10 protein-coding genes are annotated in these 16281 nt (G+C 72.3%); 3 read left to right on the top strand and 7 right to left on the bottom strand.

The genetic code is table 11. From position 1 onward, the window contains the following. Positions 1 to 45: 45 nt before the first annotated feature. Positions 46 to 1143, bottom strand: coding sequence for a YbhN family protein (locus OG303_RS13880; RefSeq protein WP_405868348.1), 1098 nt, complete (start codon positions 1141 to 1143; stop codon positions 46 to 48). 398 nt (positions 1144 to 1541) lie between these two features. On the opposite strand from OG303_RS13880, the gene nagZ reads away from it, so the two are divergent. Further along, a complete protein-coding gene (gene nagZ / locus OG303_RS13875) occupies positions 1542 to 3029 on the top strand; it encodes a beta-N-acetylhexosaminidase (RefSeq protein ID WP_405868346.1) in 1488 nt (495 codons plus the stop codon). A gap of 64 nt (positions 3030 to 3093) precedes the next feature. Here the strand turns inward: nagZ and OG303_RS13870 are convergent, their stop codons facing one another. Then, entirely contained in the window at positions 3094 to 4338 is a 1245-nt protein-coding gene (locus OG303_RS13870; protein ID WP_405877255.1) for a glycosyl hydrolase, read from the bottom strand. Between the two features lie 104 nt (positions 4339 to 4442). On the opposite strand from OG303_RS13870, the gene OG303_RS13865 reads away from it, so the two are divergent. Further along, entirely contained in the window at positions 4443 to 5648 is a 1206-nt protein-coding gene (locus OG303_RS13865; protein ID WP_405868344.1) for an N-acetylglucosamine kinase, read from the top strand. Positions 5649 to 5707: 59 nt separating this feature from the next. Continuing rightward, a complete protein-coding gene (locus OG303_RS13860) occupies positions 5708 to 7855 on the top strand; it encodes a glycoside hydrolase family 3 N-terminal domain-containing protein (protein ID WP_405877253.1) in 2148 nt (715 codons plus the stop codon). A 32-nt stretch (positions 7856 to 7887) separates the two neighbouring features. Here the strand turns inward: OG303_RS13860 and OG303_RS13855 are convergent, their stop codons facing one another. The 5 genes from OG303_RS13855 to OG303_RS13835 all read right to left on the bottom strand — a co-directional run bounded on the left by OG303_RS13855 (position 7888) and on the right by OG303_RS13835 (position 16208). Beyond that, positions 7888 to 8766, bottom strand: a complete 879-nt coding sequence (locus OG303_RS13855; protein WP_405868342.1) for a carbohydrate ABC transporter permease — start codon at positions 8764 to 8766, stop codon at positions 7888 to 7890. Further along, a complete protein-coding gene (locus OG303_RS13850) occupies positions 8763 to 9782 on the bottom strand; it encodes a carbohydrate ABC transporter permease (protein WP_405868341.1) in 1020 nt (339 codons plus the stop codon). The genes OG303_RS13855 and OG303_RS13850 overlap by 4 nt, the downstream gene beginning before the upstream one ends. A gap of 2 nt (positions 9783 to 9784) precedes the next feature. After that, positions 9785 to 11155, bottom strand: a complete 1371-nt coding sequence (locus OG303_RS13845; protein ID WP_405868340.1) for an extracellular solute-binding protein — start codon at positions 11153 to 11155, stop codon at positions 9785 to 9787. 128 nt (positions 11156 to 11283) lie between these two features. Beyond that, complete coding sequence (locus OG303_RS13840; RefSeq protein WP_405868338.1) at positions 11284 to 11979, bottom strand: peptidyl-prolyl cis-trans isomerase; 696 nt, start codon at positions 11977 to 11979, stop codon at positions 11284 to 11286. After that, positions 11976 to 16208: an NEW3 domain-containing protein gene (locus tag OG303_RS13835; RefSeq protein ID WP_405868336.1), complete on the bottom strand. Its 4233-nt coding sequence runs from the start codon at positions 16206 to 16208 to the stop codon at positions 11976 to 11978. The genes OG303_RS13840 and OG303_RS13835 overlap by 4 nt, the downstream gene beginning before the upstream one ends. Between the last annotated feature and the right edge of the window lie 73 nt (positions 16209 to 16281).

The raw sequence follows: 16281 nt of genomic DNA, 5'->3' as shown, positions 1-16281 counted from the left end.
CGCTCGGCGAGGGGCGAGGGGAACTACCCGAGCGTTTCGCCGGGCTCACAGCACCTTCCGCTGCACCAGTGCCGACAGCACCAGCGCGCCCGGCAGCAGGGGCACCCAGACCGTCAGGACCCGGTAGCCGATGACGGCCGCCGCCGCCAGGTCCATGGGGGCGCCGAGCGTGACGAGCGTGAACACCACCGCCGCGTCCACGGGGCCGATGCCGCCGGGTGCGGGTACGGCGCCGACCGCGGTACTGGCGGCCAGGAACGCGAAGGTCACCTGTGCCCAGCTCAGCGTGAGGCCCAGCGAGGCGCCCATGCAGAAGATCACGGTCGCCTGGAGCAGCGGTGCGGCGGCCGCGCCGCCCCAGAGGGCGAGGATGCGGGCGGGGCTGGTGTGCAGCAGCCGTACGTCGGTCAGGGCGGCGCGCGCGGCGGAGAGCACGGGGCGGCGCAGCGGTGGTACGGCCGTCGTCAGCACGACGGTCGTGACGAGACCGAGCGACGCGCCTCCCGCGACCAGGAGCAGTGTCCGCCCGTCCGGGACGAGTTCATCCAGGCGCAGCAGTTCGGGGGCGGTCAGCAGGAAGACGAGGAGCACCGCGGTCTTCGCGATCGGACGCACCAGCGAGTACAGGGCGAGCGAGGCCGTGGCCCGGGCCAGTGGGATGCCGCGGCCCTGCAGGAAGCGCAGGGTGACGGCATGGGCGCCGAGGCTCGCCGGCAGGACGTGGTTGGCCGCGCCGGCGGCGAACTGCGAGGCGATCAGCAGTCCCGTCGGCAGCCGCTCCGGCAGGGCGCCCTGCCGCACGCACGCGGCGGACAGCCAGGTCAGGCAGGTGAAGAACAGCGCGGCCAGCAGCCACGCGGGGTCGGCGGAGCCGAGCCGTGCGGTGCCGTCGTAGACCGTGCGCCAGTCGATCGCCGCCCAGACCCCGATCAGGAGGAGGGGGAGCAGCACGAGGGCGCGCCGGAGAAGCGGCCGTGCGCCGGAGGGGAGGGGCATGGGGGACATGACGGCCGGGACGGCTGGGGAGAGCGTTCCGGTGCGGAGGGTGGCGGAGGCGGCCGGGGTGAGGGCCGCGGCGGGGACCGTGGTGCGGATCGGCGGCGGGAGCGATCCGGGGGCGTCGTCGAGCGGGAGCAGGGACACGGCGCACGTCGTCCTTCCACGTCACGCCGGGGCGGCGGGGTGCGGCGCCTGAGCGGACGGATACGGGGCGAACCAGGAGGGGACGGCGGAACCGTTCCCGCCGGGCGTGACGGCGTGGTGTCCGGGAGCCGAAGGGGCGCGGGCGGGCGGACGACGGCTGCCCTGCCGGCCCGCGGAGGACGGCCGCCGGTTCCGCCCGTGGCGGTCCGCCGTTCCGCCCCTGCCGGCCCCTCGCCGTCCGCGTTCAGGCCCCCGGGCCGCCGTCGGCCTTCCGGGACGGTCCTGCCCCCGGCCGACCGCGCTGACCTGTGCAGACAGCCCCGATCCGTCCCCGGAAAGTGAATCATTCATCCATTGAAGTGTTGACTTTCGGCTGATTAAGCCAGAACAATCCTGGAGTGACCTCCGAGTACGTGATTGTGGGCCCTGCCCCGTCCTCCGTCTCCTCCGATCTGGACGAGGCGGTCCACCGCTGTCTCGTCGCGGGCTTCGAGGGCACGACGACGTTCCCCGACACCCTCAAGCGGCTCATCGACCGCGGCCTGGGCGGCGTCATCCTGTTCACGCGCAACGTGCGGGACGCGGAGCAGGTCCGTGAGCTCACCGACGCCCTGCGGGCGATCCGCCCCGATCTGCTGGTGGCCATCGACAACGAGGGCGGCGGCATCGGCCACCTGGTCGGTGCGGGCGCCCCCGAGGTTCCCGGGTCCTACGCCCTCGGTGTCGCCGACGACCCGAACCTGACCGCCCGCTGCGCCGACGCGCTCGCCGGTCACCTGGCCACGCTCGGCATCACCGCCTCGTACGCCCCCGTCGCCGACCTCCAGCTCAGGCCGGACAACCCGATCGTGCGCACCCGCTCCTTCGGCGCCGACCCCGAGCTCGCCTCCCGCCATCTGCACGCCTGGATCACCGCCACCGAGGCGCGCGGCATCGCGTCCTGTGCCAAGCACTTCCCCGGCCACGGCGGTACCGAGACCGACAGCCACCACGACCTCGCGGTCGACCCGCGGTCGCTGGACGAGCTGCGCGCCGACCTCGAACCGTTCCGTGCGGCCGTCGCCGCGGGCGTGCCGATGCTGATGAGCGCGCACGTCGTCTATCCGGCGCTGGACGCCAACCGTCCCGCCACCCTCAGCCGCCGCGTCCTGGGCGACCTGCTGCGCCACGAGATCGGCTTCGACGGCGTGCTGGTCAGCGACGCCCTGGAGATGAAGGCCATCGCCGACCGCTACGGCGAGGCGGCCGGCGCGCGCATCGCCCTCGCCGCGGGCGCGGACCAGGTCATCGTCGCCGTACCCGACCTGGAGGTCACGCTGGGCTGCCGGGACGCGGTGCTCGACGCCCTGGAGTCCGGGCGGCTGTCCGAGGAGCGGGTGTGGGAGGCGGCCGGACGGGTGCGGCGGCTCGCCGAGCGGTACGCGACCCCGGCCGGGGCCGTGGCCGGCTGGGACGCCGGGGCCGGGCTGGAGGCGGCACGCCGGGCCGTGCGCGGCCGGTCCGTGCCGGAGCCCGTACGCGGCGCCCACGTCGTCGACCTCTTCGCGCCTCCGCACCCCGCCCTCAACTGGGGCGGCGAGGACCTTCTGACCGAGCTGCGCCCCTTCGACCCGAGGGCCAACGGCACAGCGGTGAGCGGGGAGCCGTGCGATCCGGGCGCCCTGGTCGACGGCATCCTGCGGATATCCGCCGCCTCGCCGCTGGTCGTGGCCACCTGCGACGCAGGGCTGCATCCCTGGCAGGCGCGCTTCCGGGACGCCCTGCTGGCCCGGCGTCCGGACGCGGTCCGCGTGGACACCGGGCTGCCGGAGGGCGGCGCCCTGTGCTCGTTCGGGCGCGGGCGGGTCAACCTGCGGGCCGTGGCCGAGGTACTGGCCGGCGTCTGACGGCCGCCACGGCGGTCGTACGGTGCTCACGCAGTCGTACGTGCTCATGGCAGTCGTACGGTGCTCACGGCAGTCGTACGGTCCTGGTGATCCCCCTCGACGCCAAGTACCCCTGGTCGTCCGCCCGTTCGGCCAGGACCACCGCCGGGCGCTCACCCTGCTCGCGCAGTCGCATCCACGCCTCGAAGTACGCGCCGCCCGGACCGGACACGGAGCGGGTGGCGGGTGTGCAGTCCAACACCAGGGCGGTGTCGCGCGGTTGGGGGAAGGCGGGCTTCGCGCGCAGTTCGGCGACCGTCTCCGCCAGGGCGTCGGCGATGGGTTTGGCGCGGCCCGTGGAGTCGAACAGGCCCAGCGTGTACTCGAGTTCCGGGTAGTCGGCCAGTGAGCGGTCCACGTCGTGGGAGCACCACCAGGTCACGCCCCACAGCCCTTCGCAGTCGGCCGCGTTGAGGACGGTGGCGCGGGCGAAGCGCGGGGCGTCGGCGGCCGGGATGTGTGGTTCGGGGGCGCCGGTCTCCTGGACCCAGACGGGCCGGGACGGATCGTCGGCGTACGCCTTCGCGAGTTCCGTGCCGTACTCGGCGAGGTGCTGCACCTCGAAGGAGTTGGGCCCGTAGCGGCCCGCGCAGTTGGCCGAGAACACCCACGGGTGGACGGTCGTCACATCGCCCTTGCGGGCCGAGGCCTCCGGCGTGAACGGGTGGTCGTCGCCGTACCAGGCGGCGTCGTACGCGGAGTGCGTGGCCAGTTGCCCGGGGCGCAGGCCCTCCCGGGCGGCCGCCAGCAGCGTGTCGAGGTAGTGGTCGACCTCGTCCGCCGTCACCGGGTTGTGCTCGACCAGGTTGTTGAGCTCGTTGCCGAGCTGGAGACCGATGAGGCCCGGGCGGTCGGCGAGGGCCCGGCCGAGCGTGCGCAGCAACTGTGCCTGCGCCTCGACGGCCTCCGGGTCGGTGAAGACGTTGCGGTGGTGCCAGCTGCGGGTCCACTCCGGGTAGAAGTCGAAGCTGGACAGGTGGCCCTGCACGCCGTCGACCATGACGTCGAGGCCGGCCTCGGCCGCCAGGTCGACCAGCCGCACCAGCTGGTCGACGGCGGCGGTGCGGATGAGGGTGCGGTTGGGCTGGAGCAGCGGCCAGAGGTGGAAGACCCGGATGTGGTCGAGGCCCAGCCCTGCGATCTGGGCCAGGTCCTCGCGCGCGTGCTCCGGGTCGAAGTCGTGCCAGGAGTGGAACCAGCCGCGGCGGGGCGTGTAGTTGACGCCGAAGCGGAGTGGATGGATGGGATCCTCCTCGGGTCGGGGCCCCATGGCGGAGCCGCATGTCGGCACAGGCCCGAGGGCCTGCTCGTCCACGGAACGGGGCTTGTCCTTGCTGAATGTATCAACCACCATGGTCGGTAATGAATAGCGATTTGAACCAAACTTCCGGCGGATCGGGAGCGCCGCTGGTCGTCGGCCTCGACGCCGGCGGCACCCGCACCCGCGCCGTCCTGGCCGCCGCCGCGGACGGGCGCCTCCTCGGCGAGGGCGCCGCCGGTCCTGGCAACGCCCTCACCGTCCCGCTGCCCCAGCTCATCGACCACCTCGCCGATGCGGTCGCCCGGGCGGTGCCGGAGTCGGCGCGCGGTCGTGTCGTGGCGGTGGCGGGCGGTTTCGCGGGAGCCACGGGGGCCGACGAGGACGACCCCGGTCGGCTCAACGCCCTGACCGCCCTCACCGCCGCACTCGGTCAGGTGGGCATCACCGCCACCGCGCTCGCCGTCAGCAGCGACATCGAGGCCGCGTTCGCCTCCGCCCCCGGCACCCCGACGGACGGCCTCGCCCTGGTCGCGGGCACGGGCGCGGTCGCGATGCGCATCACCGGCCGCCGCTGCACGGCCACGGTCGACGGCGACGGCTGGCTCCTCGGCGACGACGGCAGCGGCTTCTGGATCGGCCGCGAGGCGGTACGGGCCGCGCTGCGGATGGCGGACGGACGGGGGCCGGCGACGCTGCTGGCCGGCTCGGTGGGGCAGGCGCTGGGCCTGCCGGCCGAGGTGTTGCCGTATGCCGACGGAAGCGAGGCGGACGGCGCAACGGGCGCGCCCGGCGGCGGTGGCGCCGATGACAACGGCGGCCGGGGCGGGCCGGGTGACGGCCCTGCTCGGCGCGGCGGTGATGCGGGTGCGCCCGGTGCCGGCCCCGTCCGTCCGCACGACGATCCCGGCGCCCTGCCTCCCCTCCCGCGCCCGCCGTACGACGGCCGCGCCGCCCTCGACTGGCCCCGCGCGCACCGCGAGGCCTACCGCATGCACCTGCTCCCCGTCGTCATGGCCGAGCCCCCGACCCGGCTCGCCCGGTTCGCCCCGCTGGTGGCCGAGGCGGCCCTGGACAAGGACCCCGTCGCGGAGGCGATCCTCGACGGGGCCGTGGACCGACTGACCGACACCGTCACGGCGTTGGACCCCCGCCCGGGCGAACCCGTCGTCGCCACCGGCGGCCTTCTCGGCCCCGAAGGCCCCCTGACCGCACCCCTCACCGCCCGCCTGCGGACCCTCGGCCTCACCCTCGACTGGGTGGCCGACGGCTGCCGCGGTGCCGTGGAGCTCGCCCGGATCGAGTACGGAGACACCGCGTGAGCAGCTACCGCGACCCCGCCGCCCCCGTCGACGCCCGCGTCCGCGACCTCCTCGCCCGGATGACCCTGCGCGAGAAGGTGGGTCAGCTCAACCAGCGCATGTACGGCTGGGACGCCTACCGTCGCACCCCCGACGGCGGCTACGAACTCACCGACGCCCTGTACGCCGAGACCGACCGCTTCGAGGGACTCGGCGCCCTCTACGGGCTGATGCGCGCCGACGCCTGGTCCGGCGTCGAGCACGGCAGCGGGCCCGGCGCCGACGACAGCGCGGCCCTCGCCGAGTCGGTGCAACGGCACGTTCTCGAGCGCAGCCGGCTCGGCATCCCCGCGCTGTTCGTCGAGGAGGTGCCGCACGGCCACATGGCGCTGGACGGCACGGTCCTCCCCGTCAACCTGGCCGTCGGCGCCACCTGGGACCCCGAGCTGTACGAGCGCGCCGCCGCGCACGCCGCCGCCGAACTGCGCGCCCGCGGCGGCCACTTGGCCCTGGTCTCGGCCCTCGACATCGCCCGCGACCCCCGCTGGGGCCGTACCGAGGAGTGCTTCGGCGAGGACCCGTACCTCGCCGCCCGCCTGACGGAGGCACTCGTGCGCGGCATGCAGGGCACACCGGTGGACGGCTTCGCCGCCGACAAGGCGCCCGTGGTTCTCAAGCACTTCGCCGGGCAGGGCGCCACCGTCGGCGGTCGCAACTCCGCCGAGTCCGAGCTGGGTTCGAGGGAGCTCCACGAGATCCACCTCCTCGCCGCCCGCGCCGGCGTCCGCGCCGGAGCCGCCGCCGTCATGGCCGCGTACAACGAGGTCGACGGGATGCCGTGCTCGGGCAACCGTGCCCTGCTCACCGGACTCCTGCGCGAGAGCTGGGAGTTCGACGGGCTGGTGATGGCGGACGGGCTGGCCGTGGACCGGCTGGCCCGCATCACCGGCGACAAGGTCTCCGCGGGCGCCCGTGCGCTCGACGCCGGCATCGACCTCAGCCTGTGGGACGAGGGCTTCACGCACCTGGCGGAGGCGGTCGAGCGGGGGTTGGTCAAGGAGGCCGCCGTGGACGCGGCCGTCGCGCGCGTCCTGCGCCTCAAGTTCCGTCTCGGGCTCTTCGAACGGCCCTATGGGGGTGGCGAGTTGCCGTCCCGCGAGCAGGGCCGGGCGCTGAGCACCGACCTGGCCCGGGCCTCGGTCACCCTCCTGCGCAACGACGGGGGCGTGCTCCCCGTCTCCGCGCGGGTCTCCCGTATCGCCGTGCTGGGACCGCAGTCCGCCACCGTCGCCCACCAGTCGGGCGACTACACCGCCCCGCAGCACCCCGGCACCGGCACGAGCGTGCTCGACGGACTGCGCCGGCTCGCCCCGCCCGGCACCGACATCCGGTACGCCCGCGGCTGCGCCCTGACCGGCGGCGACCTCTCCGGCATCCCCGAGGCGGTCGCCGCGGCCGCCGCCTCCGACCTCGCCGTACTGGTGCTGGGCGGCAGCAGCGCCCGTACGACGGAGACGGACTTCGCCGCCAACGGGGCCGCGCTCACCACCGTCTCCGAGATGACCTGCGGCGAGGGCGCGGACCTGGCCGGCCTGGGGCTCGGCAGGGCGCAGTACGCGCTGCTGGACGCGGTCGTCGCGACCGGCACACCGACGGCGGTGGTGCTGATCCAGGGCCGCCCGCATGTCGTCCCCGACACCGCGGCCGCCCTGCTCACCGCCTGGTACCCCGGCCCATGGGGCGGCGAGGCGATCGCGGAGGTGCTGCTCGGACTGGCCGAGCCGCACGGCCGGCTCCCCGTCTCCGTGCCCCGCTCGGTCGCCCAACTCCCGGTCTACTACAACCACAAGGACACCGAGTACGGCGGTTACGTGGACGAGAGCGCCGAGCCGCTCTACGCCTTCGGGCACGGGCTGGCGTACACGAGCTTCGAGTACGGCTCGCCGAGCACGGACGGGCACACCGCCACGGTCGACGTCACCAACACCGGTGCGCGGCAGGGGCGTACGGTCGTGCAGGTCTATCTGCGGAGGCTGATCACGTCCGGATGGCCGCGCACCCTCGAACTGTTCGCGTTCGAGGGTGTCGACCTGGCACCCGGCGAGTGCCGTTCGGTCAGCCTGCCGCTCGACAGGGACCGACTCGCCGGGACCAAGACCGGGGAGATCCGGGTCGCCGGGTCCGCGCGGGCCGCGCTCGGCGCCGTACCCGCCGTGCTGGAGATCTGAGAGATCCGGACAGATCACAGAGACCCGAGAGATCAGAGCTTGACGGCCCCCGAAGAGACGCCCTTGTAGAACCACCGCTGCGTGATCACGAACAGCACCAGCACCGGGATCACGGAGATCACCGAACCGGCCATGACCACCCGCTGGTCGTAGCCGAACGACGAGCTCTGCAGCCGGGACAGACCCAGCGTCAGCGTCATGTGGCTCTCGGAGCGCAGCACGATCAGCGGCCAGAGGAAGTCGTCCCAGGCGCTGATGAACGTGTTGATGGTGACCACCAGGATCGCGCCCCAGGCAGAGGGCAGGTAAAGGTACTTGAAGCGCTGCCACTCGTTCGCGCCGTCGAGCATCGCCGAGTCCTCGATCTCGCGGGGCACCGCCAGGAACGCGCCGCGCATCAGCAGGACGTTGATGGCTCCGACGAACCCGGGCAGCCACACGCCGACCAGGTTGTCGACCAGGCCCAGGTCGCGGATGCTGAGGAACAGCGACACCATGATCGACTCGAAGGGGAACATCATGGAGGCGACCAGCACGACCCAGACCGCCTTGCGGCCCTTCCAGCCGGGCTTGGAGAGCATGTAGCCGGCCGTGGTGGAGAACACCAGCTGGCTGACGATCGACAGGACCACCACGATCGTGCTGTTCCTGATGTACGTGGCGACCGGCACCTGACTGAAGACCTGCCGGTAGGCGCGCAGCGTCGGGTGGTGCGGCAGGAGCGAGGCGTTCGCGCCGAAGACATCCTCGCTCGTGCTCTTGAGGGACGCCAGGAGCTGCCAGACCAGGGGGCCGACCGTGATGCCGAGCACGAACAGCAACAGCAGGTAGCGGACGACCAGTTCGCGAGGGCGGCCGTAGTCCCGCCAGCGCGGCATCAGGCGCCGGGGCTTGTCCACAGCGGTCGTCATGCCTCGTCCTCCTTGGTCAGGCGCTGCGCCAGCAGGGTCAGGCCGAGGGTCAGTACGAACAGCGCGACGCTGACCGCGGAGCCGTAACCGGCGTTGCCGGTGATCGGGTCCAGGCCGACGTCCCGGATGTAGAAGGGCAGGGTGCGGTCGGCGCCGCCCGGGCCGCCGGTGGAGCTCCCCAGCATGTAGATCTCCGTGAACACCCTGAGCGAGCCGATGCCGGTGAGCGTGCCGACCAGCATCATGGCCTGGCGTACGCCCGGCATGGTGATGTGCCAGAAGCGGCGGACGGCGCCGGCGCCGTCCATGGAGGCCGCCTCGTGCAGCTCCTTGGGCACGTTCCCCAGCGCGGCCAGGTAGAAGATCATGTACCAGCCGAGGCCCTTCCACAGCGTCAGGCCCATCGCCGACAGCAGGATCAGCCACGAGTCGGACAGGAACGGGATGGCGCTCTGGATCAGATGGGCCTTCTGCAGCCAGGTGTTGATCAGTCCGTCGTCCGCCAGCAGCCACTGCCAGCTCAGGCCCACGACCACGCTGGAGGCGAGGACAGGGGTGTAGAAGGCGGAGCGGAAGAAGCCGATGCCCGGCAGGTTCTTCTCCACCAGGACGGCCAGCATCAGCGGCAGCAGCACCATCAGCGGAACCACGATCACCGCGTACAGGATGCTGTTGCGGGTCGCCAGCCAGAAGTCCGAGTCGTCCAGCATCCGGGTGTAGTTGGACAGCCCGACGAAGCTCGCGGCGCCGCCGAGCGGCTTGGCATTGGTGAACGACAGCAGAACGGTGTTGAGGAACGGGAACACGCCGAACACCACCGCGCAGACGATCGCGGGCGTGCTCCACAGCCAGGGCAGCCACCAACGGCGGTACAGCGCCGCTCCGTTGGCGTCGGTAGCGGGGCCGGGAAGCAGCGCCCGGCCGAGTCGTCGTATACGGGACGGGGCCGTGCCCGGCGCGGAGGCTGTGCGCTCCGCACCGGGCACGGACACCGGCTTCGTGGTCTGTGTCGCCACGGTCAGCCCGCCTGCTTCAGCAGCTCGTCGACCTTGGACTGGGCGTCCTTGACGGCCTGCTCGGGGCTCTTCTTGCCCTGCATGGCCAGCTGCACCTGCGCCACGATGGCGTTCTGCGCGGCCGGGGAGAGGACGGTCTGGTAGGCGGTGGTGGTCTTCAGCTGCTCGGCGACGAGCTTGCGGGCCTCGGAGAAGGGATCGTCACCGGAGACCTTCTGGAAGAACGGGTCGTTGAGCGAGGTGGTGGTCGTCGGGAAGATCACCACGTTCGGGTCCTTGCACCAGGCCGTCTGGTTCTCGGCGTTGGTGAGGTACTTCGCGAACGCCAGCGCCACGGGAGCGTGCTTGCTGGTCGCCGCCACCGATATGTACTGCGGGGCACCGGTGGTGTGGCCGAGCGCGTCGAAGGGCTGCTGGCCGACGCCGGTCTTGGCGTAGATGGACGGGCTGTTCTGCTTGACGAAGCGCACGAAGCTCGGGTTCGTCGAGCCGTAGGCGACCTTGCCCTGGCTGTACAGCGTGGAGGGGTCGTTGCTGGAGGACAGCGAGTCCTTCGGCATGGCGCCCTCCTTGTACAGCTTCGCCATCCAGGCCACCCACTGCGTGGTCCTCGGATCATTGGCGAACACGGCGGACTTGCCGTCGGCGGACAGCGTCTTGATGTTCATCTGGTCGAAGTCGGCCGGGATCCGCCAGACCGGGTTGGCCATCGTCGCGTAGTACTTGCCCTTGCCCGCCTTGGCGATCTTCTCGTAGTCCGCGAACAGCCCGAACATGGTCGTCGGCGGCTTCGCCGGGTCGACCCCGGCCTTCTTCAGCAGGTCCGTGTTGTACGTCAGGACGATGCCGCCGGTGTACCAGGGGAGCACGGTGTGGATCGACGACCCCGAGGCCTCCTTGAAGGTGCTGGACTTCCAGAACGCCGGAACGAAGGGCTTCGCGACGCCCGGGTCCTTGACGCCCAGATTGAGCAGGTAGCCGGCCTTGGTGAGCGCGGTCGCGGTCTCGGCGTTGAGGTTGAGCACGTCCGGCAGGGTGCAGGCCTGGGCGTCGGCGACGGTGCGCTGGGTGAACGTGTTGTCGCCGGGATCGTCGATCCACTTGACCTTGGCGCCGGGGTGGGCCTTCTCGAAGTCCTTGATCACTCCGTTGAAGAAGTCCCCGAAGTCCTTCTTCAGATTCGTCGTCTGGAAGGTGATCTGTCCCTTGACGTCACCCGTCAGCCTGCCGGAGCCCACGTTGCCCTTGTCGACCTTGCAGCCACCGGCGGTGGCGTCCCCGCCGTCGGATCCGCCGGACAGGCCGCAGCCGGCCGCCGTGAACGTCAGGGCGATGATTCCCGCCACGGATGCGGTCAGTCTTCCAGCGCGCATGTCCACCCTCCTGGGACCAGCCGATGGCTGGTTCAATCAACCAACTTCGACTCCGATTGATGAAAAGGTGGACCAGAATTCATCGGAGGTCAATGGGTTCCCGTGTTGCGTTTCGGTTCCGTGCGTGTTCAGTGGCGGTGTTCGTGGTCCGGGTGCGAGGGGTCGCCGGGGTGCTCGTGCCCCGCGGAGTACACGACTTCGGCCCGGGCCCGGTCGAACCAGTCGAAGAAGGCGCGATGGCCCGCCGCGCGCCGGAGTTCGCGCGCGATGCCCTCGCGGGCCTGCTCGTACGGCAGGAAGTCCGCGGGTGCCGTCCTTCCGAACGGGTCGACTCCGCGCCGTAGTGCGTCCGGGGTGAGGAAGCGGTCCCGGTTGCGCTCGTAGTAGTCCTCCACGGCCTCTTCCGGCACGTCCTGTCCGGCCTCCAGCTCGGCCAGCAGGGTCCGGGCGGACGGCGAGTGGGCTAGCGCCGCGGCGACGATGCTGCCGAGGTCGGCCACGTCGGTTCCGGCGACGGCCAGCAGGCGGGCGGGGGATGCCTCCTCGGGAGGCGTCAATCCCCGTTCCGCGCAGGCTCGTCGGGCCAGTTCGTCCGCGACCACCACCTGGGTGGCCCAGCGTCTGCGTTGTCGCTCCGCCAGGGGTGCCGTGGTGGGTCGTCGGTCGTCTGCGGTGGCGTCGTGGTTGATCGCGCTCCGCGGCGGAGCCGCAAGTCGATGCTGCCCAGCGCCCCTTTGGGGCGCCACCGGCACCGTCTTCAGCAGTGCGTCCACGCGGTCCTTCGGGACGCCCTCGCCTCGTACCACAGCTGCGTGTTCCGTCATGGGATCACCTCCAGTGCGACTGCCTTCGTGTAGGCGACGCGCCCGTGCCAGGCGAGCTTTGCCATGAGCCAGTACGAGCCCGGCGGCAGTGCACTCCCGTCCACGTCGATGTGGCAGTCCAGCTGCTCCCCGGCGGCGACCGCGAACCCCTGGCAGCCCGGGCCGATCCCCGGCCAGGTGCCCCAGGAGGACACCGCCCACAGGGTGCCGTTGATCGGGCCGCGGGTGGTGTTGTGCACCGTCACCGGGAGCCGGGTGCGCTCGTCTCTGCGGACGGTGATCTGCTCAACTCCCAGATCGGCCAGGAGAGTTGGCCCTGCCTGCCCGCCCGGAACGTCGAGGGCCACGACGTCCTCGTAGGTCTGCCCCTCGTACGACAGTCGCGCGGTCAGCCAGTGTCGGCCGGGCACGGCGTCGGGCGGGGGCGTCACCGTGACCTCGGTGAGGGTGAAGCCGCCCGGGCCCAGTGCGTACGGCAGTTGGGCCGGCTCGGCGGACCAGCCGGGCGGGACCTCGACGGTCACGGTGCCCGAGACGGGCGCGTCGGTGAGTTCCGAGGCGATCCGGACGGTCGCGGTGAGGGGGCCGCCGGAGGCGGTGAGCGTGGTCGGTGAGACGTACGCGGCGACCGGCATGTTGCCGCGCGGTGCGGGGCCGGAATTGTGCAGCCAGTAGCGGGTGTGGACCGGCTGCGCGGGCTCGTGGGCGGCGACACCGGGGTCGTAGGAGGCGCGGGAGCCTTCGGCGGGCGTGGCCAGGACGGTCGCGACCTCGAAGCCGGTCAACCCGACGCCGAGCACGCCCTGTTCGTCCGGCGCCAGCGGCTCTCCCGGCGTCTCCAGTACGTCCGCGCGGGCGCCCCGCGTCCAGGCCCGCGGCCCGTGCACACGCGCCCGAACCGGACGTCCGTTGACCTCGTGCATCCGAACGACGACCCCGCGCCCGGGATCGGCCGGCGCCACGCTGCCGCGGGCGAGCGGTGAACCGGCCGGCTTGAGGGCGTCGAGCAGGACCTCGCCCGCCGGTTCGACCGCGAGCAGGGCCAACTCCCCCGGCAGGGCCGCCTCTTCGGAAGCACCCCGTACCCGCGCGCTCAGCGGATGGTTGAACTCATGGCCCACGCGCGGCAGTTGCTGCTGGCGCCAGTCCCCCTCGCCGCCGACCACCGCGTACTCGAAGGTGTGGGACCAGCGTTGGAGCTGGAACGCCGAGCCGTCCGGGGCCGTGCGGCGGGGCGGGTCGACCCAGATGCCGGACGGCCAGCCCGTGCAGGAACGCATCAGCGACATGTAGAGGTCGCCCGAGGAGGTGACGACGCAGCCCGGCGTGCCCCGGTTGAGGACGGCGAAGCCGCGCCCGTCCCAGGCGTCGCCCGGTGGCAGCGCCTCGCCGCCGCCCGCCGCCGTGGCCGTGACGGTCGCGTCGTCCAGGTCGGCGATCAGCGCGTCGACCGCCTTCGCGTCGCCCTCGGCGTCGGCGCCCGCCACCACGAGCAGCGGCAGCCGTTCCAGGTCCCGCAGGTCGGCCCCGGGCACCCACTCCTCGCGCAGCGAGGCACGCGGCGCGACCCAGACGGCCGCCACGTCGCTCTCGGTGAGCCGGCGCCGCAGTTCGCGTCCGGCGGCCGGGTCCCAGCCGAGCGCCTCGGCGACGACGGAGTTGCGGTCCGGGCCGCCGACGGCGATCCGGATGTCGGGGAGGTTGGAGTCGACCTCCAGGTCGCCGTAGCGCGGGCCGCCGGCGATCGTGGAGGTCGCCGTGACCCCGGAGCGCACGAGGGCCGCCGCGAGCGCGGTGCCCAGCTCACCGGCCTCGTCCCAGGACGCGTACACGAGCTCGGCGACGCCGATGGACCGGTGGCCGAGCAACGCGCCCGTGTCGTCGCGTAGTTCGACCCGTGCCGTGGATCCCAGCCCGAACCAGGTGTTGGCCGGGTTGTCCAGCGTCCACGGGAACCGCTCGCTGTCCACGTCGACGAACCCGAATCCGCGCCCGATCACCGCGTCCGCGACCTCGTGCACCGGCAGTCCGCCCTGCACGTCGCAGGGCCAGCGGACCCGGATCAGCCGGTCCGCGCCGTCGTAGCCGTCGATGGTGGTGGTCACGTCGACGCGCGGTACGCCGGTCCACAGCGTCAGGCGCTGCGTGTACCGGAACAGCCCGAGGTCGGCCCGGACGGTGATCCGGGATCCCGCCGGTGAGTGATCGACATCGATGTCGGCCCGCACGTCACGGCTGCGGGCGGCGGTGGTGCCGGTCGGCGTGAGGTGCCAGGGGCCCTCGCCGAAACGCGGGTGCCTCGAGTACTCCTCCTGCACGACGAGCTCGTTGCCGATGTCCCCGGCACGCAGCAGCTCCCGGCCGCCCTCGGCGAGCGCGCGCAGACTGCTGACGCCGCCGCCTCGCGCGGGGTCGACCGTGACCTCGTAGAACTCGTTGCGGATGGTCGTGCCCTCGCCGGGCGCCCACGCGGGGACGGAACCCTCCCCGAGCGGAAGGGCCTTGAAGCCGATGCCCGGTATCTCCGGTACCACGACCCGCAGTCGACCGTCCTCCTCGCGCACCGCGGGGAGACCGAGGGGGACGAGCCCCGGGTCGTCCACTGTCAGCACATCCCGTCGCGGCCAGGTCGCGGAGTTGAAGACGACCAGGTCGGCGCCGCTGCCCGGGGTGACGTGGTCGGCGAGGGCCTGGGTCGCGTCGGCGTGCACCGTCTCGGCGAGATCGGCCAGCTCGCGCCAGCCGGTCATCAGGTCGATGTAGACCTGGTCGGACTCGGAGCCGGTGATGGCGTCGTGGTGGGCGCCGTAGATCAGCTGCCGCCAGGCCTTGTCGAGCGCGGCGTCCGGATACGGGTGCCCGGTGACCAGCGAGGCGAGCGTCGCCCAGGCCTCAGCGTCGGCGAGCAGCGTTTCGCCGTACCGCTGGGCCTGCTTGGTGTCGATGTAGGAGACGTCCTTGCCGGTGTAGACGGGGTTCATGTCCCGCGTCTGCGGGGAGGCCTTGCGGCCCTCGGCGTCCAACTGCGCGCGGACTGCGGCGAAGAAGTCCCTCGGCACCGCGCTGACGAAGCGCGGCCAGACGTACCGCGCGTTCCAGTCCCGGTGGATGTTCATCACCCAGCGGCACGGCGGCGCGTAGTCGCCGCCGACCGGGAGCAGGACGTTGCGGGTGAGGGCGACCTTCCTCAAACCCCGGAACAGTTTGAGGGCGGCCGCCTCCGCCGCCGCCAGGTCGGGCGCGTTGTCGATCGCCCACCCGGCGCCGTAGTGGTTGACCATGTAGGCCGTCAGCAGTCCGCGCCCCGACGGGGCGATCCAGCTGAACTCGGCCGGGAACTGCATGCGTTGGGGATCGCGCGGCTCCTCGCCGAAGACGGACAGCGTCGGCCCCCACTGGTGGAAGGGCCCGCGCGCCCACGAACTGGAGCTCAGCCCCGCGTCCGCCATCAGCCCGGGGAACTGCGGATCGTGCCCGAACGCGTCCAGCTGCCAGGCCGTCTCCGGCGACGAGCCCATGATCCCGCGCTGGAACCCGTCGCCGTACAGAGCATTGCGTACGGTGGCCTCGGCGCCGGTGAGGTTGGTGTTCGGCTCGTTGTAGGTGCCGCCCATGATCTCGACGCGGCCGGTGCGGATCAGCTCCCGCAGAAAGGCGCGCTCCTCCGGGAAGGAGTCCCAGTACGGCTTGAGGTAGTCGACCTCCGCCAGCACGAACGTGTACGCCGGGTCGCGCCGGGCCAGGTCGCAGTGGGCGCGGACCAGGCTCATCCCGGACTGGCCGCGCGAGTCGAAGGTGCGGGCGGGCAGACCGGTGGTGGCCGGGTCGTCGGCGACGTCCCAGGTCTCCGTGTAGGCGGCCTGGGTGTTCCACCAGACGGGGTCGTAGTGGAAGTGGCTGACCATGAACATGGTCCAGCCGGGCTCGGCGGCCGTGAAACCGACCGTGCGCTCGGCGGTCGTCGTCGGGTCGTCGGCGTCCTCGGCCGTGACCGTGACCTGGCTGAGGTCGCCGGGGGCGAGGTCGCTCGTCACGGGTATCTCGGCACGGACGGTGCCGTCGTCGCCCACCGTGGCCAGGGTCTCCCCGGTGCTGCGGACGCCCGGGCCGGCGACGGTGAGGCGGACCGTGCGGCCCGGGGTGTGGCTCAGTTCGACGGCCATCACCTGGTGCGGATGCTCGGTCGTCCCGACGAAGAGCTCGGTCGACTCGGCAGAGGTGACGCGCATGGGTCTCCTACGAGGATGCTCGGCGGAGCCCCATCCTGGCATCGCCTGGATGGTTCAATCAACCATCTTCACG

The sequence above is a fragment of the Streptomyces sp. NBC_00005 genome (assembly GCF_045160215.1).
Classification (GTDB): domain Bacteria; phylum Actinomycetota; class Actinomycetes; order Streptomycetales; family Streptomycetaceae; genus Streptomyces.
Note: the sequence above shows the minus strand (reverse complement) of the source record. Positions and strands in the feature narration are given on the sequence as shown.

Coding starts and splice junctions, on each gene's coding strand:
- OG303_RS13845 (WP_405868340.1), bottom strand. CDS start 11,155: ATGCGCGCTGGAAGACTGACCGCATCCGTGGCGGGAATCATCGCCCTG.
- OG303_RS13840 (WP_405868338.1), bottom strand. CDS start 11,979: ATGACGGAACACGCAGCTGTGGTACGAGGCGAGGGCGTCCCGAAGGAC.
- OG303_RS13855 (WP_405868342.1), bottom strand. CDS start 8,766: ATGACGACCGCTGTGGACAAGCCCCGGCGCCTGATGCCGCGCTGGCGG.
- OG303_RS13860 (WP_405877253.1), top strand. CDS start 5,708: ATGACCCTGCGCGAGAAGGTGGGTCAGCTCAACCAGCGCATGTACGGC.
- OG303_RS13870 (WP_405877255.1), bottom strand. CDS start 4,338: ATGGGGCCCCGACCCGAGGAGGATCCCATCCATCCACTCCGCTTCGGC.
- OG303_RS13835 (WP_405868336.1), bottom strand. CDS start 16,208: ATGCGCGTCACCTCTGCCGAGTCGACCGAGCTCTTCGTCGGGACGACC.